Origin of the sequence: Bacillus sp. NPDC093026 (assembly GCF_044754665.1) — a bacterium.
GTDB lineage: Bacteria > Bacillota > Bacilli > Bacillales > Bacillaceae > Bacillus > Bacillus maqinnsis.
In genome coordinates this window covers 48,009-66,340 of record NZ_JBIVPN010000007.1, presented here as the reverse complement: position 1 = coordinate 66,340, position 18,332 = coordinate 48,009, and the positions used below count along the sequence as shown (strand labels likewise).

At 41.4% G+C, this 18,332-nt stretch carries 17 protein-coding genes; 15 read left to right on the top strand and 2 right to left on the bottom strand.

Annotated features, from left to right (window positions below; genetic code table 11):
* The first annotated feature begins 10 nt into the window (after nucleotides 1-10).
* The 7 genes from ACIQCE_RS13860 (at nucleotide 11) to ACIQCE_RS13830 (ending at nucleotide 8,707) form a co-directional block, all read left to right on the top strand.
* On the top strand, nucleotides 11-1,105 hold the full coding sequence (locus ACIQCE_RS13860) for a toxic anion resistance protein (protein ID WP_400495507.1): 1,095 nt from the start codon (nucleotides 11-13) through the stop codon (nucleotides 1,103-1,105).
* A gap of 401 nt (nucleotides 1,106-1,506) precedes the next feature.
* The gene (opuAA, locus tag ACIQCE_RS13855; RefSeq protein WP_353853877.1) at nucleotides 1,507-2,772 is read left to right on the top strand and encodes a glycine/proline betaine ABC transporter ATP-binding protein OpuAA; all 1,266 of its coding nucleotides are present in this window, start codon (nucleotides 1,507-1,509) and stop codon (nucleotides 2,770-2,772) included.
* Nucleotides 2,773-2,782: 10 nt separating this feature from the next.
* Complete coding sequence (opuAB, locus tag ACIQCE_RS13850) at nucleotides 2,783-3,628, top strand: glycine/proline betaine ABC transporter permease subunit OpuAB (protein ID WP_353856631.1); 846 nt, start codon at nucleotides 2,783-2,785, stop codon at nucleotides 3,626-3,628.
* On the top strand, nucleotides 3,628-4,509 hold the full coding sequence (locus ACIQCE_RS13845; RefSeq protein ID WP_400495506.1) for a glycine betaine ABC transporter substrate-binding protein: 882 nt from the start codon (nucleotides 3,628-3,630) through the stop codon (nucleotides 4,507-4,509). Before opuAB ends, ACIQCE_RS13845 begins: the two co-directional genes overlap by 1 nt.
* A 100-nt stretch (nucleotides 4,510-4,609) precedes the next feature.
* A complete protein-coding gene (locus ACIQCE_RS13840) occupies nucleotides 4,610-5,377 on the top strand; it encodes an alpha/beta fold hydrolase (protein ID WP_400495505.1) in 768 nt (255 codons plus the stop codon).
* 716 nt (nucleotides 5,378-6,093) lie between these two features.
* Nucleotides 6,094-7,041, top strand: coding sequence for an L-lactate dehydrogenase (locus tag ACIQCE_RS13835; protein ID WP_400495503.1), 948 nt, complete (start codon nucleotides 6,094-6,096; stop codon nucleotides 7,039-7,041).
* A gap of 43 nt (nucleotides 7,042-7,084) precedes the next feature.
* The gene (locus ACIQCE_RS13830) at nucleotides 7,085-8,707 is read left to right on the top strand and encodes an L-lactate permease (protein ID WP_400495502.1); all 1,623 of its coding nucleotides are present in this window, start codon (nucleotides 7,085-7,087) and stop codon (nucleotides 8,705-8,707) included.
* A gap of 66 nt (nucleotides 8,708-8,773) precedes the next feature.
* On the opposite strand, the gene ACIQCE_RS13825 is transcribed toward ACIQCE_RS13830, so the two are convergent.
* The gene (locus ACIQCE_RS13825) at nucleotides 8,774-9,763 is read right to left on the bottom strand and encodes a LacI family DNA-binding transcriptional regulator (protein ID WP_400495501.1); all 990 of its coding nucleotides are present in this window, start codon (nucleotides 9,761-9,763) and stop codon (nucleotides 8,774-8,776) included.
* A gap of 109 nt (nucleotides 9,764-9,872) precedes the next feature.
* On the opposite strand from ACIQCE_RS13825, the gene ACIQCE_RS13820 reads away from it, so the two are divergent.
* The 7 genes from ACIQCE_RS13820 (at nucleotide 9,873) to ACIQCE_RS13790 (ending at nucleotide 16,179) form a co-directional block, all read left to right on the top strand.
* Nucleotides 9,873-11,201 carry a DegT/DnrJ/EryC1/StrS family aminotransferase gene (locus tag ACIQCE_RS13820; RefSeq protein WP_400495500.1) on the top strand — a complete coding sequence of 443 codons (1,329 nt, stop codon included), beginning with the start codon at nucleotides 9,873-9,875 and terminating at the stop codon, nucleotides 11,199-11,201.
* Nucleotides 11,176-12,042 carry an HAD-IIB family hydrolase gene (locus ACIQCE_RS13815; protein WP_400495499.1) on the top strand — a complete coding sequence of 289 codons (867 nt, stop codon included), beginning with the start codon at nucleotides 11,176-11,178 and terminating at the stop codon, nucleotides 12,040-12,042. Before ACIQCE_RS13820 ends, ACIQCE_RS13815 begins: the two co-directional genes overlap by 26 nt.
* Nucleotides 12,039-13,085 carry a Gfo/Idh/MocA family protein gene (locus ACIQCE_RS13810; protein WP_400495498.1) on the top strand — a complete coding sequence of 349 codons (1,047 nt, stop codon included), beginning with the start codon at nucleotides 12,039-12,041 and terminating at the stop codon, nucleotides 13,083-13,085. Before ACIQCE_RS13815 ends, ACIQCE_RS13810 begins: the two co-directional genes overlap by 4 nt.
* 56 nt (nucleotides 13,086-13,141) lie before the next feature.
* Nucleotides 13,142-14,329, top strand: a complete 1,188-nt coding sequence (locus ACIQCE_RS13805; protein WP_400495497.1) for an MFS transporter — start codon at nucleotides 13,142-13,144, stop codon at nucleotides 14,327-14,329.
* An 89-nt stretch (nucleotides 14,330-14,418) separates the two neighbouring features.
* Entirely contained in the window at nucleotides 14,419-15,048 is a 630-nt protein-coding gene (locus ACIQCE_RS13800) for a LysE family translocator (RefSeq protein WP_400495496.1), read from the top strand.
* 43 nt (nucleotides 15,049-15,091) lie between these two features.
* Nucleotides 15,092-15,268: a hypothetical protein gene (locus ACIQCE_RS13795; protein ID WP_400495495.1), complete on the top strand. Its 177-nt coding sequence runs from the start codon at nucleotides 15,092-15,094 to the stop codon at nucleotides 15,266-15,268.
* A 152-nt stretch (nucleotides 15,269-15,420) separates the two neighbouring features.
* On the top strand, nucleotides 15,421-16,179 hold the full coding sequence (locus ACIQCE_RS13790) for a YqcI/YcgG family protein (RefSeq protein ID WP_400495494.1): 759 nt from the start codon (nucleotides 15,421-15,423) through the stop codon (nucleotides 16,177-16,179).
* Here the strand turns inward: ACIQCE_RS13790 and ACIQCE_RS13785 are convergent.
* Nucleotides 16,174-17,520 (bottom strand): amino acid permease, encoded by a 1,347-nt coding sequence (locus ACIQCE_RS13785; RefSeq protein ID WP_400495493.1) that lies wholly within the window; start codon nucleotides 17,518-17,520, stop codon nucleotides 16,174-16,176. The two genes, ACIQCE_RS13790 and ACIQCE_RS13785, sit on opposite strands and share 6 nt — an antisense overlap.
* A 79-nt stretch (nucleotides 17,521-17,599) precedes the next feature.
* On the opposite strand from ACIQCE_RS13785, the gene ACIQCE_RS13780 reads away from it, so the two are divergent.
* Nucleotides 17,600-18,196 carry a DUF1989 domain-containing protein gene (locus ACIQCE_RS13780; RefSeq protein ID WP_353853864.1) on the top strand — a complete coding sequence of 199 codons (597 nt, stop codon included), beginning with the start codon at nucleotides 17,600-17,602 and terminating at the stop codon, nucleotides 18,194-18,196.
* Nucleotides 18,197-18,332: the final 136 nt, after the last annotated feature.

Here is an 18,332-nt window from a genome sequence, read left to right as displayed (position 1 = left end):
ATCATAGCTTATGACAAATACAAACGGAAATGACATCATTTCAATTGATAAAGAAGAAATTAGTATTGAGAAAGCGGATGACATTCGTATTCAGCTTCGCAACGAACCAGAGGTGCAAAATATTGCGAAGCAAATTGATGTCAAAAATCAGCTAGAGCTTCTTGAATACGGAAAACAGCCAGCTGTAGAAATCTCAAAATTCTCTGATCGTATTCTATCTATGATGCGTTCAACGAGTGTAACAGATTCGGGCGCAATGCTCACACAACTGGGGAAAATTATGGATCGCTTTGATAAAAATGATTTTGACGAACCAAAAGGAGGCTTATTGTCAAAAATCTTTAAGCGTGGCGGCAGCATGATCGAAAAGATTTTCAGTAAATATCAAACACTTGGTGCAGAAATTGAAAAAATTAATGTAGAAATCAGTAAATATAAGGACGAAATGACCAAGTCCACGGTGACTCTTGAAGAGATGTATGAGCGTAACATTCAATACTATTTGGAGCTTGAAAAGTATGTGGTGGCCGGTCAAATGAAGATCGAGGAATTAAAGCAATTGCTTCCGTCTTATGAGGAAAAGGCTGCTAGTGGGAATCAACTGGCACAAATGGAACTTGATACGCTCCGTAACGGCATTCAAGCGCTTGAAGAACGTGTGTATGACCTTGATATGGCTCGGATGGTGGCCCTTCAAACGGCACCACAAATTCGATTGCTACAGCGTGGTAATACAAAATTGATCGGGAAGATCAACTCAGCCTTTATTATTACCATTCCAATTTTCAAAAATGGAATTATTCAAGCTGTCACAGCTAAAAGACAAAAGCTTGTGGCTGATTCTATGAGTGAGCTAGACAGAAGAACGAATGAAATGCTCAAAAGAAATGCTGAAAATATCTCGAGTCAAAGTGTTGAGATTGCCAAATTATCTGGTCGTCCAAGTATCGACATTGAGACCATTGAATCATCTTTTAATACAATTGTACAAGGAATGAAAGAAACAAAACAGATCGAAGATGAAAACAAACGATTAAGAGAAGAAGGCACAAAACGGATCCTTGAACTTCAAGATCGCATTAAGCGTGCTGCACTAGAGTCCTAAGAACATAAGCTGTCTGTAACTATAGTTGCAGACAGCTTATTTGTTGAAATCATTAAAATTTGAGTGAAATAGGTTTTTATGTGACCATTTTCGGGTAAATCTTGTTCAGGGAATGGTTTCATTCATGAATGTGAAAGTCCAGTGTCGAAAGCATTCGACTTGTTTTTTAGCACAATAAGAAATGTTAGATAAAATATTGACTGATAAGAGAAAATACCCCGTAAAATATGTAGTTTTTGAAGCAATCTATAGGAATTAAGAGTAAAACGGCGTATGATCTCTAATCACCTGTCATCAAAATGGAATTCATACATATTGTGCTGAAATAAGCGAATTCTAAAGATTGTTCGCATCATGACGATTATGTTACGGTTATAAAGATGCTAATTTGGAGGGAAAAAATGAATTCTGAAGAGAAAAACATCAAGATCAAGATAAATAATGTATCTAAAATTTTCGGTAAAAATGCGAAAAAAGCATCTCAAATGCTTGAACAAGGGAAGACAAAAAGAGAAATCCTAAAAGAGACCGGCGCAACAGTTGGTGTCAATCGAGCAAATTTTGATGTATATGACGGAGAGATATTTGTCATCATGGGGCTATCAGGGAGCGGAAAGTCCACACTTGTGCGGATGCTAAATAGGTTAATCGAACCAACCTCCGGCGAAATTTATATTGATGGGGATATGATAACAAATATGTCAAAGGATCAATTGCGTGAAGTCAGACGGAAGAAGATCAGTATGGTCTTCCAAAACTTTGCATTGTTCCCGCATCGTACAATTCTAGAAAACACTGAATACGGACTTGAATTGCAAGGTGTGGACAAAGAAAAGCGTCGGCAAAAAGCGCTTGAATCTTTAAAGCTCGTTGGACTTGAAGGCTTTGAAGATCAGTATCCTAATCAATTAAGTGGTGGTATGCAGCAGCGTGTTGGATTGGCACGTGCACTTGCAAATGACCCTGATATTTTATTAATGGATGAAGCATTCAGCGCACTCGATCCATTAATTCGTAAAGACATGCAGGATGAATTGCTAGATCTTCATACATCTGTAGGAAAAACGATTGTTTTCATCACCCATGATTTAGATGAAGCGCTTCGTATCGGCGATCGCATTGTTCTCATGAAGGACGGAAATATCGTTCAAATTGGTACACCAGAAGAGATCCTTATGAATCCTTCTAACGAATATGTAGAGCGTTTCGTTGAAGATGTTGACCTTTCTAAAGTATTAACCGCTGGTCATATTATGAAACGTGCAGAAACAGTTCAAATCGACAAAGGGGCACGTGTTGCCTTGATGCTGATGAAGAATCTTGGGATTTCATCTATTTATGCCGTAGACAAGAAAAAGCATTTATTAGGTGTTATTTCTGCACGAGCAGCAAAAAAAGCGGCAGAAGAGGGTATGTCGCTTGAAACAGTTCTTGATAAAGAATTCACAACGGTATTGGAGTCTACGTATTTGACAGAGATTTTCGATGCTGTATCTGATGCGACCAATATTCCAATTGCTGTTGTAGACGAGAAAAACAGAATGAAGGGTATTGTGGTAAGAGGTGCATTGATTGGTGCTTTATCAGGTAATGATGAGTATATCAACATGTCCGACAACCAAGAGGAAGTCAAAGCACAAGAGCCTTCTGCACAGGAGGTAGAATAAAATGTTTAGTATGAGTGATTTACCTAGAATACCGTTTGCGGATTATATCGATCAATTTGTTGACTGGTTAACATTAACCTTTGGTGGTTTTTTTGATGGTATTACAAATGGTTTAGCAGGAACTGTTAACGGTATTGTTTCAGTGCTTGGTGTCATTCCATCTATTATTTTAACATTGATTTTTGCAGGGCTTGCATGGTGGATCAGTACAAGAGGAGTTGCTCTTTTTACACTTATTGGGTTTTTACTGATCGACTATTTAGGATACTGGCAGCCAATGCTTCAAACGCTCGCACTCGTTGTGACAGCCGTTATTATTTCGATTGTGATTGGAGTTCCAATTGGAATCTGGGCTTCTCAGCAAGAAACAGTGCGTAAAATTGTGACACCAATTTTAGATTTAATGCAGACAATGCCAGCGTTCGTCTATCTATTACCGGCGATCTTCTTCTTTAACATTGGGGTCGTTCCTGGAGTTGTGGCATCTGTTATTTTCTCCATGCCGCCAACAATTCGTATGACGATTCTCGGGATTAAACAAGTACCGGCAGATTTAATTGAAGCGACAGAAGCGTTTGGTTCAACAACATTCCAGCGTTTATTCAAAGTCCAGCTTCCACTTGCAACAAAAACCATTCTAGCTGGGATTAATCAAAGTATCATGCTTGCCCTATCAATGGTTGTAATTGCCGCAATGGTTGGTGCGCCAGGACTTGGTTCAGAAGTATACAGTGCGGTGACGCAACTGAAAACAGGTATTGGTTTTGAAGCTGGGATCGCCATTGTTATTGTTGCAATTACACTTGATCGTATTACACAAAACATAAAAGTGAAAAAAAACAGGGGGAATGCTTAATGTGGAAAAAGTTCATCTACATTGGGATAACCGCCCTGCTTGTCTTTTTACTAGCCGCTTGTGGAGCACAAACAGACTCAAATGCAAGTGCTGCACAGCAGGTTAATAAAACCATTATTGGGATTGATCCAGGTTCAGGAATTATGACACTGACGGACCAAGCGAAAAAAGATTATAACCTAGAGGATTGGACGATTGTTTCTGCGTCAAGTGCGGCAATGACAGCGACATTGAAGAAATCTTACGACCGTAAAAAGCCAATTATTATCACTGGCTGGAATCCTCACTGGATGTTTTCCCGCTTTGATTTGAAATATTTAGATGATCCGAAGAAATCATACGGTGAAGAGGAAGAAATTCATACCATCTCACGTAAAGGATTTGCGAACGATCATCCGGATGCGGCTAAAATGCTCAGTCAGTTTAAATGGTCTCAGGATGATATGGGTGAAGTGATGATTGACATCCAAGATGGTGTCAAACCAAAGGATGCGGCCATCAAATATGTGAAAAAGCATAAAGATCAAGTCGCTAAATGGACAAAAGGCGTGAAAAAGTCAAATGGTGAAAAAATCAATCTAGCCTATGTAGCGTGGGATAGTGAGATTGCAAGTACCAATGTAGCGGCTGAAGTACTTCGTGAACTTGGTTTTAAAGTAACTTTGACTCAGGTTGAAGCAGGTCCGATGTGGACAGCAATTGCAACCGGAAGTGCAGATGCGTCATTATCCGCATGGCTGCCGAATACGCATAAAGCGTATGCAGCTAAGTTTAAAGGCAAATATGATGACCTCGGTACAAGCATGAAGGGTCTTCGAATGGGTCTGGTTGTTCCGACTTATATGAAGAATGTGAATTCAATAGAAGATTTGAAAAAATAGCCAACTATATCATGACTCCTTTATAATAGAAGGGAGCATATGGAAAAAAGCAGTCTGCTCAAAAGCGGCTGCTTTTTTCTTATATATAAGGATGGTGGATGTGTTGTCGATAGATCGTAAACCAATGATGATGTTCTTGCATGGCGGAGGGGTTAGTAGCTGGATGTGGAAGAATCAGGTCGAGAAATTGAATGAAGCGTACGAGTGCTACACGCCTGATTTAATAGGTCATGGGACAAGAGCAAATGTACAGCCTTTTTCGATGAGGGAAAGTGCCTATGAAATTATCTCTTGGATCGAGCAACAGGCGCATGGCCGAGTGATTATGCTAGTTGGCTTCTCGCTTGGTGCACAGATCGTCGTTGACATTTTATCTAGGAAGCCGGATTTAGTGGATATTGCAGTGATCAATAGTGCCCTTGTCATCCCATTACCATGGCTCTACCTACTCGTCAAACCCATTTTACCTCTTACGTACCCGCTACTAAAAAAGGATTGGTTTATTCAGCTTCAAGCTGAGAAACTAGGAATTCCAAGCAATGCAGTGAATCACTATGTAAATGATTCTAAACATTTGTTAAAGGAAACCCTTCAAACGATGTTTCAAGAAAATCTTCATTACAAGCTCCCGAAGACCTTCCAACAAGCGAAGGCACGTATTCTCGTCACAGTGGGAGAAAAAGAAAGAGGCATCATGCAACGATCAGCGAAACAATTAACAAACGCACACCCTAGAGCCACAGGAGTCATCATTCCAAACATTGGGCACACATTTCCCTTTGAAAAGATAGAACTTTTTACCGAAATGGTCACTTGCTTTGTGGAGGGGCGTGATTTGCCGAAGGAATTGAAGGATATAAACGGGTAACCTAGAGCGGCATTGCATTATATGAGCATCCTTGACTAACTTCTTGTCTTTTACCATTTCTAAATATTGTTGGTCTTGGGTGTGATTATCTTTGTGGCGATTGATGCTTGACCGCTCGGCGGCTTAGGAGAAAATCATACTGCGAAAACGTTTATCTAGGCTTTGTATTAGGGTCACTCATTGTACCAAGGGCACGCTGTATTCCTGTCTTTCTAGAAGACGGCAAATTACTGATACGGTCGTGAATAGACTGGCATGTATGCTGACAAAATATAAATCCAATCGCCGAGATAATTGGCATCTATATTGCAAGTGCGTTTTTCTCACTACCTCATCTTCACAGGATTAGCAGCGACGGTTTTCGTTATTTCGATACTTGCTTCGTTACTGATTGAATGGGCATCACAAAGCAGATTGCTGTTGAAGCGGTCATTTGTGTCATCCAACATCGGGTGTTCTGATAGAGTTCTATCCTTTGTGTGCTCGTTTGGTTTGTATTTATTTGTCATGAGATCATCATCAATCGGGGAACTTACTAAATTCTTCTGAATGTATGGAGAATGCTGATTGAAACCATAATAAGGAGTGTTCACAAATTCGCAACATATTTATTTTGAGCAACTCTCTTGAAAAAGTTTGTGAAGTATTGCACAATATGAATGTGAAGTATTTCACAAAAATAACAACCGAGTTTTTACTCAGGAGGATGTGGAAACATGACAAACGAAAAAGTCAACAAAGTAGCACTTATTGGAGCAGGTTTCGTCGGCAGCAGTTATGCCTTTACTTTAATAAATCAAGCGATCACAGATGAATTGGTTGTCATTGATCTCAATCAGGATAAAGCAATGGGAGACGTCATGGATTTGAATCATGGTAAAGCTTTTGCCCCGCATCCTGTGAATACGTGGTATGGGAATTATGAGGATTGTCAGGATGCAGATATTGTTTGTATCTGTGCTGGAGCGAACCAAAAGCCCGGTGAAACAAGACTTGATCTTGTAGAAAAGAATTTAAACATTTTCAAAGGCATTGTAGAAAATGTGATGAAAAGCGGATTTGATGGGATTTTCTTAGTCGCTACAAATCCAGTAGATATTTTGACTTATGCGACTTGGAAATTCAGTGGTCTTCCAAAAGAGCGAGTAATTGGAAGTGGAACAACGCTTGATACAGCAAGATTGAGATATATGCTGAGTGAGTACTTTGAAGCAGCCGCTCACAATGTGCATGCATACATCATTGGAGAACACGGAGATACAGAGCTTGCCGTTTGGAGTCATGCGAATATTGGAAGTGTGCCCATTACAGAATTATTGAAGAGAAATGATCAATACAAGCAAGAAGATTTAGAGGACATCATGGAAAATGTCCGCCATGCTGCCTATCAAATCATTGAGAAAAAGGGTGCGACCTACTACGGTGTAGCGATGAGTCTGGCACGTATCACAAAAGCCATCTTGCACAATGAAAATAGTATCCTGACAGTCAGCACATATTTAGACGGGGAGTACGGTGCAGAAGATGTATACATTGGTGTACCTGCCTTTGTGAACCGCAATGGTGCAACAAAAGTGATGGAGCTTGCATTGAATGACACTGAAAAAGAGCAGTTCACACGCAGTGTTCATGTTTTAAAAGAGATATTGGCTCCGCACTTTTAATCAATGAATTGAAACCAATTTGAGTAGAAAAGGATGAATCAAAATGTGGCAGCAAATATATGATCCATTTGGTAATGAGTTCGTAAGTGCATTGGTGGCAATGCTTCCGATTTTATTTTTTTTACTCGCATTAACCGTTTTTAAGTTAAAAGGCGTGTTATCCGCTTGTTTTACCTTGATCGTCAGTTTTGTAACAGCGGTTTTCTTTTTTCATATGCCAATCGAAAAGGCATTTTCCGCTGTGTTGCTAGGTATCTCTAACGGGCTCTGGCCGATTGGATATATTGTGATCATGGCCGTATGGCTGTATAAAATTGCTGTGCGATCTGGGAAGTTTGATGTCATTCGTTCTAGTATAGCAGGAATTTCTCAAGATCAGCGTCTTCAGCTCTTATTCATTGGTTTTAGTTTTAACGCATTTTTAGAAGGTGCGGCTGGGTTTGGCGTTCCAATTGCTATCAGTGCCGCCTTGTTAACTGAACTTGGCTTTAAACCGCTGAAAGCAGCGATGCTCTGCTTAATTGCAAATGCTGCATCTGGTGCATTTGGAGCAGTTGGAATCCCAGTCATTACAGGTGCACAAATGGGGAATATGACGCCGCTTTCTTTATCTCAAACCCTCGTGTATACGATTCCGTTTATCTCTTTCTGTATCCCTTTTTTACTCATACTGATTGTAGATAGCATCAAAGGGATCAAAGAAACATGGCCGGCTTTGCTTGTTGTCAGTGGAAGTTATGCGATCTTGCAAGCTGTCACCATGGTTACTATGGGTCCTGAGCTTGCCAACATAATATCAGCTTTGGCAAGTATGGGAATCTTGGCTTTATTCCTTCGTAAATGGCAGCCGACGAATATTTATCGTGAAGAAGGCTCACTAGCACTTGAACCAAAACAAACGTATCGTGGTGTTGAGGTGCTCAAGGCATGGTCTCCGTTTTATATCTTAACAGCGGTGATTACGGTTTGGAGCTTACCAGCATTTAAAGCATTATTTGCAGTTGGAGGGCCGCTGAACTGGACGACCATCTTGGTGAAAATGCCATTTCTTCATCAGCAAGTCGTCAAATTACCGCCGATTGCACAAACAGAAACACCGATTGATGCGGTCTTTAAGATTGATGTGATCAGTGCAACAGGTACAGCCATTCTCATTGCTGTCATGCTGACAGGATTGTTTAGCAGACAGATTCAATTAAAAGAAGGTGCTGCTTGCTTAAAAGCAGCAGTGAAAGAACTTTGGGTACCTGTTCTCACAATTTGTTTTGTCATGGGCTTTGCCAACTTAGCCAACTTTGCAGGACTTAGCTCTGCGATCGGTCTTGCCCTTGCGAAAACAGGCGATCTGTTCCCGCTTGTCAGCCCAATGCTTGGATGGATTGGTGTATTTATCACAGGATCTGTTGTGAGTAACAATGCCTTATTTGGTAACCTTCAAGCGGTGACTGCTTCTCAAATCGGATCACAGGCAAGTCTGTTAATCGGAGCTAATACAACCGGCGGTGTTATGGCGAAACTAATTTCTCCACAGTCTATCGCCATTGCAACAGCCGCTGTTGGTGAAACGGGTAAAGAATCAGAACTCTTTAAAAAGACGGTAAAATACAGCTTTATCTTGCTCGCCGTCGTGTGTATTTGGACATTTATTCTTGCTCAATTGAGATAGTTTCATAAAAAGGTTTCAAAGAAAGACTGAGATGCGTCTAGTATGATCCCCTCTCAGTCTTTTTGATTATGTAGATTCTCTTGTAATGAGCCGGGTAGGGAGCTGGATATATTCACGCTGCAATGGCTTTTTCTCTTGCAGTAGCTGGATCATCTGCTGTACAGACCGCTGACCAAGCTCTACGATCGGAATATCAATTGTTGTAATCGTTGGAGCCGTGACTTCACAAATGTCTTGATTGTCATAGCCGATGACGGCCAAGTCTTTTGGAACATGATAGCCATATGAGATGGCCTGTTTAATGAGACCTGCTGCAACTTGATCATTGCCGGTGAAAATCGCATCGGGTGATTCCGTCATATCGTGAATCTTGTTCATTAAGCGAAATCCATCTTCAATTGTAAAAGCCTCACCAAAAAGCCATTCTTCCTTTAATTGCAAGCCATGTGAAGTAAGAGCATCAAGGTAGCCTTGTCTTCTTTGTTTCTGTGCTTCACTGCTTTCCGTATCAAAACAAAATCCAATCGATCGACGCCCAGACTTGATTAAATAATCAACAGCTTTGTAGGTGGCTTCACGCTCATCATATCCGATAATCGGGATATCTGCTGTTTGATGATATTCGTTGGCCATTACAATTGGACCATTCGTTAAAAATGGCTCGATTTTTTTCCACTTATTTTCTAATGCCCCTAGTATGACGCCGTCTACTTCTTTTCTTTTTAGTAATTGAAGCCCTTCCAGCTCTAAGGATTCTTGGTAAAACGTCTGGAGCACGATAGCTTTATACCCTTGATCCAGTGCTTCCTTTGATATCCCTTTTATCAATTGGGCAAAAAAAGGATGGTCCACAGATGGTACAGACACAGCAATGGTCTTTGTCTGATGTGAACGAAGGGTGCGGGCCGCTGAACTTGGTGTATACTCCATTTCCTTCATTACTTGTAAAATAAGCTGCCGCTTTTCCTCTGACACATATGGATGATGGTTGAGCACCCTAGAAACGGTGGTCGTTGAAACCCCACAGCGCTTGGCAATTTCATAAATTGTACACATATTAACAAATCCTTTACACAAAGTTATTGTTCTGAAATCGATATCATCATTTACAATGTGAATCAAGTTAAATTTTAACAAATGGAATTGATTAATTGGAGGGAATCAAATGCAAATATTGACGAAGATATCAGGTAAAAGCAAGGATTATCTACCTTTGCTGGATATGATCAATCAAGGTGTTCAAGTAAAGTCTGATTGGGTTGAAAAGAATCTGGCAAATGAAAAGCTGGTAGCGTTCCTTGAGCAAGATATTGAGCAAGTTGGATTGGAAAAAATTCTCTTCCATTATAAACAAAATAAGGAAAAAAAGATACCGTTCCTGCCTGTTGATAAGCTCATTTCAGAGGATGAGATAGATGATATTATGCAGGTGTTGAAAGAAGTGTTGAGCTCTGGCCGTTTTACGTCAGGTCCATACATCCCATTGTTTGAAAAAAACTTGGCTGATTACTTAGGGAAAAAGTATGTCATTGCCACTTCAAGTGGGACAGATGCCCTTATGATCAGTCTTATATCAGCGGGGGTCCATCCTGGAGATGAGGTCATCCTGCCTGCTAACAGCTTTGCCGCAACGGAAAATGCGGTGCTCGCTATTGGTGCCGTTCCGGTATATGCCGATATCGATCCAGAATCCTACTGCTTAGCTGCAAGTGAAATCGAGAAACATATCACGGAAAAAACGGTCTGCATTCTCCCAGTTCATTTATATGGAAAGCAAGCGGATATGGGAGCCATCTCTGCTGTTGCTAAGAAACATGGACTGAAAATCATCGAGGATGGCTGTCAGGCCATTGGTAGCAGCGGGCTCGGAGCATTCGGAGATGGACTTGTTCTCAGTTTTAATCCTTACAAAAATTTAGGAGTTTGCGGTAAGGCAGGAGCCATTGCTACAAATGATGAAGCTCTTGCGGAAAAATGCATAGAGATCAGCTATCACGGCTTTGAATCTGGAAAAAAGAATATGAAGCGCAGTGACTTTGGCTTTAATGCAAAAATAGATAATTTACAGGCAGCTATCGGATTAGAACGAATGAAGTATTTAGGGCTGCATAATTTCAAGCGTTTTTACTTAGCAAAACAATATATTGAACAGCTGCAAGCACTCGAACAAGATGGATATATTAAGCTTCCAAAGCTGACAGATGATCATGTATGGCATCTATTTCCTATCAGAGTGCTCAAAGGGGATCGAGATGAGATCGCCAAGCAATTACTAGATGTCTATGGCATTGAGACGGATGTTTATTATCCGATTCTGTCACATCAGCATCAAACGAACCTTGTATCTAAGAAATATAAACAAACGACGCTTCCGCATACGGAAAAAGCTGCACAGCAGTTGCTCAATTTACCGCTTTACCCAGGAATGCCTCTGCAAGATCAGGAGAAAGTCATTGAGGGGGTTCATCATGTTATCAAATCTTCCGTTCAGTAAAAAATTGCTGTCTCAGCCAAAAAACCCGAAATGGATCGTCTTCTGTGACTTTGATGAAACCTATTATTCTCACCGTATGACTGAGGAACAAAGGGAGGATGTAGAACGTTTAGAAGCGTTTGTAGCGGAAAAAAGCGAGGCAGGACAGTTGATGATGGGCTGGGTGACGGGAAGTAGCCTAGATTCTGTCACGAGCAAAATGGAAAAGGGCAGATTCAGTCAGTTCCCTCATTTTATTGCTTCAAATTTAGGGACTGAGATTGTTTATACATCGAAAGAGCATTTTGGAGAGCCTGATGTAGAATGGGCTAAGCGATTAGATCAGCAGGGCTTCTCAGAGGAAAAGATTGACGCCATCTTACAAACCATTCGTGAAAAAGGGATGACACTTAGACCGCAAACACAGCTTGGTAGTTCAAGATATAAGAGAAATTTCTATTATCAGGAGCAGGATGAACGAACAGATCTGCATCATCTATCATTCATTCAAACACTTGCCAAAGAGCGTGGCGTGGCTGTCAACATTAACAAATGCAATCCGCTTGCAGGTGATCCTGAAGATTGTTACGATATCGATTTTTTGCCAATTGGTACTGGTAAGGATGAAATTGTCCGGTTTATGCTAAGCCGATATGATCTCCCTGAAGATCGTGGATTTGCCTTTGGTGATAGTGGAAACGATTTGCGGATGCTTCAATCTGTTACCCACGGTTACCTTGTCCAAAACGCAACTGCCGAGGCCAAGCGGCACCATCATCAAATTTGTCATCATGGATATGCAAAAGGAATCTATGAAACATTGAAAACAGTGATGTATAAACATGAGGAGGCGCATTCATGAAGAAAATTGGAATTGTTGGAGCAGGGAATATTGCAAAAGCACATGCACGAGCGTTATCAACGATCAAAGGTGCAGAATTATCCGGAGTCTACGATCTGCACGAATCCGTCGCACAAGGCTTCATTAAGCAATACGGTGGACGGGTGTATCAAAGCATCGAGACATTGGCTGAAGCATCAGATGGACTGATTATTGCCTCCCCTAATTTTTGTCACAAAGACCACGCCCTGCAAGCATTGAGAGCGGGACAGCCTATTTTGTGCGAGAAGCCAATGGCTGTTTCGTTGAAAGAAGCAAAGGAAATGGTAGAAACTGCTAAGGAATTCCAGGTGCAAGCAAGTATGGGCTTTAACTACCGTTATTTATCCTTTGTAAATATTTTAAAGAACTTGATTGCCAATGGTGAACTGGGACACATTTTGACTGTCCGGACACATTTTAAGAAAAATAGTGCGCTACGCAAAAAGACATTTTCATGGAGAGATAGCGGTGAGAGCTTGCGTACAAGCGGTGCATTAGGCGATCTAGGTATCCACCTGATTGACATGCTGTGGTACTTGTTTGGCAGTGAGATGAAAAGCGACTCCCTTAATACGAAGATGTTGACACATGTAAAAGAAAAAGAAGAGAAAAAAGTGCAGGTCGATGATCATACTGAGATTTTTGGACAAATGGAAAATCATGTTTTCTTCCATTTGGTGACGTCCAAAAGCTCGCAGCCTCAGGAATGTGGATTTAGTGTAGAAGTCATCGGTCATGACAAGGTGTTTAAATACCATACGAATATGAAAAATGAATATGAAATCAGTGATGGCTTGAGTGTAGAACGTCATCAAATGCCACAAACCCTGCTCACAGATCCACCAAACGAATTTTACGGATGGGCGGATACATTTCGTGATCAATTGATGCATTGGGTCAATACACCTTCATATCCATCCCATATGAAAGTGGCTGATTTCGAGGATGGTTATCGTGCGCAAGCGGCTTTAAATACATGTTTTGAGAGGGAAGAAGCTGACGTTTCTACCAGTGCATTTTAATGATATAGGGCGGAGTATATCCCATGACTCCGCTCCTTTTTAAAGGAAGTGAAAAAATGAAAAAAGTGTTTGATTTCGGATGTGTTTTTTACTTTTTTATAGGGACCATTCATGTGTTTTTTGGTAGCTTAACCCCTTATTTATTGTCTGCTTATGATAAGGGTCCTGGGGAATTATCTTCTTTAATTTTTTTTCAGTTTATTGGCTTTTTGACGGGTGTTCTTTTATCACCGATTCTTGTCCGAAAAAAAGGATACGGTGCTACTTTGACAATGGGACTCATGCTAATGATTGTATCACTTCTTCTTGGGTGGCTAGTGCCGAACTGGACAACACTTGTAGTGGCAGGTTTTCTTCTGGGAAGTGGTGCAGGCAGTATGGAAACAACGGCCGGAGCGTATGTGATTTCAATGGAAAATAGTGCAAAACGTATTAGTATCATGGAAGTCTTTTTTGGCTTAGGTGCGCTTTTATTCCCGCTTCTCATCCTGCTCACTGTCACAGAGCAGACGTGGCGTTATGTGTTTTTATTTCAGGTAACTGCTCTCACGTTTTTCCTTGTTCTTTGGCTTGTCTTTATTCGTAAATGGCCAAAGGGGCAGATGCCTGCTCCTACTCTCGGGGGCAAGAAAACGTCCTTGCTTTTTGATCGAAACAATCGGATGATTGTTGTGCTCATGACTTGCTTTGCCTTTTTCTATGCAGGTATTGAAACGAACTTTGCTAACTTTTTGCCGTCCATTATGCTGGAAAAAGGGGGAGACACATGGAGCCTCTTAGCTGTATCCACCTTTTGGACTGCGATTGTCATCGGTCGCTCTATCATTGCGAAAAAAGCAGACCAGCTACATCCTTTGCGTTTTTTGAAGCTGAGTGCAGCTTCCATGATCCTGCTGCTCATTGCATTTGCACTCACAACACACACAACGGTGCAGCTTCTTCTCATCTTTCTCATTGGCTTATGTGCATCAGGCATGTTTCCAATTGCGCTGACCGCATCCGCATTAATGATTGAAAATGCCATCAACGAGGCGACGAGTTATTTTATTGCCGCAGCTAGTTTAGGCGGAGCGTGCTTGTCATTTTTAATCGGCTTTAGTCTCGAATGGGCAGGTGCTGCAAGTGCGATTCTTGTTTTTTCCTTTTTAGCTGTTCTTTTGTTTGCCGCTGCAATCCAAATGAATCGCTTTAGGAAAAAAGGGGACGTTTTAGATCAACATTCTATGTTCAAAGCAGATGGATAATCTGCTTTTTCCTTTTTTGCAGGACTTGTACTAAAGCACGAATCTTATGAATAACATGTACAAGTTAGCATCAAAAGGAGGACGTGTATGTGACTGTGTTTTTTGGTTATATTTTCTTAGGGTTGTCACTTTCAGCACCTGTTGGGCCAGTCAATGCAGCCCAAATAGACAGAGGCATTAAAAGTGGATTTTGGCATGCGTGGATTTTTGGTGTAGGAGCCATGGCAGCGGATATTGTGTATATGCTCCTCATTTATTTTGGTGTCGCCCAGCTTTTGACCGCACCTCTTGTGAAGACCTTTTTATGGCTGTTCGGCTTCTTTGTTCTCACCTATACAGGCATTGAAAGCCTTCGCAAAATTAATTTACAGGATAGTCCAAAGAAGGACGGGGGAAACACGTCGATCGGACAATCGTTTATGACAGGGTTTTTCATCTCACTTTCCAACCCGCTCAGTATTTTATTTTGGCTTGGGATTTATGGAAGTATTTTAGCGAATACCATTGAAAAGTACGGGGCATCGCAAATGCTTATCTATAGTATGGCCATTTTTATCGGGATGCTCATATGGGATTTCTTTATGGCATTACTGGCAAGTACATTTAGACGCTACTTGAGTGAACGCGTCCTGCATAGCTTATCTGTTCTTGCAGGTCTATCCTTGCTGGGCTTCGGGGCATATTTTGGCTATCAAGGTATCATGGCCTTGTTTGGATAGGAGGATAGCAGAGAGCATTTTGCTGCGATGAAGGATCAAACAAATGACATCATTGATGAGGAAAACAGACGAACTTGAATTGCCCCGTGACGTTGGAATCATATCTGACATCACGGGACAACTGAAAAGAACGGTCTGTTTTTGTGATGTGATTGACATCTACATTCGCTGTATGTATTCACCGCAATTTGGCATTATGGATTACGGTTTTGTCTTTTAACAAAGAAAAAAACATAGTGTTTTCATCTTCTAGTGATTTAGGAAGCCAACTTCCTGCTCTTTTGATCAATGGAAAAGTAAATGCAGGACAGTCACGACAGTTTTTCTCCCTCATAGGCTATAGAGAAGACGCTTAAAATGAGGTGAAAGGAAATGGCCCAACTGTATGCAAAAAGTTACCTTGATCAAAATCTACGATCACTAGAAGATTGGGAGCAAGATGCTTTCATAAAATTTGGAGAGATGGTAGGCGATGAGGCAGATACATTCCCCTGTGTACCAGGTAGACAGGGATTTTTTCTAGATCATTTGCGTTATGGGTTTGTAGGTGATCTGCGGGGGGATGACGCTGTGAATGAGCTTGCAGAGCTGTTAAGGGATTATCAAAGCTGTGCACGACAAACGGGTCAATATGCTTCATTCATCTGCTTTTTTGAAACACCGCAGGATTTGAAAGAAAGCCCGATTGAAGAGTTTGAGAATCAGTTCTGGTCATTGCTTCAACGATTACACCAAAAGGATGAAGTCAAATGGCCTGAAGAAATCCCGTCAGACCCTCATCATCATAAATGGGAGTTTTGCTTTCATGGAGAAGCGTATTTTATTTTGTGCTCGACGCCTGCTCATCAGCTAAGGAAAAGCCGTCATTTCCCGTATGTATTGATGGCTTTTCAGCCAAGGTGGGTGTTTGAGAAAATGAATGGCTCGACCACGTTTGGTCAAAAAATGAGCCAGCTCGTCCGCAAGCGGCTCAAGGCGTATGATCAAGTAGATGTACACCCTGCTTTAAAATGGTACGGTGACCCAACAAATCATGAGTGGAAGCAATATTTCCTGCCAGATGAAGAGGCGGAGAAACCAGCCTCCGCCAAATGTCCATTTACTGCAATAAAAAACATGATGAAATTATGATGCGGTTTGCTCCTGATTCCACTTTCTCCTCATGAATAGCACCATGATGGCGATCACTGCAATGATCCCAAGGCTGATAAAAAAGCCAGGTCGTCCGCTTGCCTCTGTCAATGTGCCTGAAACGGCTGCCCCTATTAAGAGCAGTGCAAGAATCATTTCACAGGTTTGGCGAATGGACGGCTTTGACAGCTTTTTACTTGAGAACAGGATAAACACCCATGTGTACAAAAGCGTAAGACCGGCAGCTGTTGTCAGGTGCTCGTATATATGCTTGGACAAAAAGAGTGCAAGCAAGATCGAGACAATCAAGCCAGCAGCTGTTAATAAAATAGAGGACCATCTGACATGAGATGGGTCTTTTTGTTTAAAACAAGCGGGGGCATCTTGATGCTCCGACATCGTGCCAAGCAGTGTGGTGACGGCATAAAGCGAGGCCACCAATGTAGAAAAACCTGCAATAATGAAAATGCCATTAAACACATGGAGAAAGATGGACAAGTGAAATGGCTCTAATGATGTAATAAATGGACTACTGTTCTCGTTAAATGCCGTCACAGGGACAAGCAGTAAAGCAAGTCCAATGGAGACAATATAAATGATCGCTAGAATAAGTAGCATGACGCGTCCAGACTTTGCTGCATCCTTAGGGTTTTTTAAATGAACGGCCATGAGCCCCATGACTTCAATACCGCCAAATGCATAAAACGCATAAATGAGCCCATTCCAAAGACCGAGCGGACCAAGTGGCATCCATTCATGATCTTTGTTTGGCAGGTGCAGAGTCGGCTTATGATCTGTGAGGGTGCCGCATAGGACAAGGACGGCAAGAATCATAAACAGCAAGATAGCACCGGTCTTTAACACCGCAAGAACATTTTCTGTCTTTTGAAAAGAAGAGAGACCGATTATAATCACTAACAGGGCGAGAGCGGAGTAAATTGCAGAGAACACCCAGAGCGGAATGGATGGAAACCAGTGGCGTGTAAAAAGTGAAATCGCCGTAAGCTGACTCCCTGTAATCAGCATTTCTGAAAACCAATACACCCAGCCATTACTAAAGCCTGCCCAGCGACCATACGCTTTACGAGCATATGAACAAAAGGACCCTTTATCTGGGGTATCAGCCGTCATAGCGGCTAAATGTTTAAAGACAATATATGTGCCAATCGCTGCAAGCAAAAATGAAATACATACGGAATAGCCTGACTTTGTAATGGCAATGCTGGACCCGAGGAAAAAGCCGGTGCCAATTGTACAGCCCACTCCAATCAACGAAAGCTGCCACCAAGATAAAGATTTTTCTTTCAATGTACGTGCAACACCTTTCCATTTCGATGCCATTAGCTTGTGACCGGCTGTTTTTTTTATACATGATCAAGGTGACATTTTGGGCATACTGTCAATGAAAGGGGTGCCTGAGATGAATGGAGAATACGTCATTTTACCAAAAGACGGGCAAGGATTTCGATTAGGTAAAGGTCAGTGTATCAGAGTTGTGGATATTGAAGGTCAGCAAGTAGCTGATGTCATGGCTTATCATGCGAAGGATTTTTATGAAAAGTTTGATCAAGGCGCGACAATGGACAGTCTGTTCTCATCTAAGGTGAAAAAGGGCGATAAGCTCTACTCAAATTTATATAAGCCAATGTTTACTGTAATAGAAGATACAGTAGAATGCCATGATCTATACATGCCTGCCTGCAGGAAAGAAATGTATCAGTTATTATACGGCAGAACGCACTTAGAGGTCATGCATACATGCTATGATAATTTACGTACAGCCTTTGAGCCTTTTGGTATTCCGAAGGAGGATATGTACTATCCTTTTAATGCATTTATGAATACAGTAATTGATGAAAAAGGCAAGCTTTCTGTGGAGACACCAAAATCGATGCCCGGCGACTACATTCGCTTGCGTGCGGAAATGGACCTCATTGTTGCGGTTTCAGCATGCCCTGCTGATATTGGCAAGTGTAATGGGTCAAGCTGTACATCCATACGCGTTGAAATTGATTAAACGAAAGGCCAGTCACGAAAGACTTGGTCTCTTTTGCTTGAAAAGGTTTGGTCATGGATGAAAAAGGGAACGTCTAAAAGATATGTATCAATAAATCATGATATAATAAAGACTCTAAAATTGATGTAAATCCAAT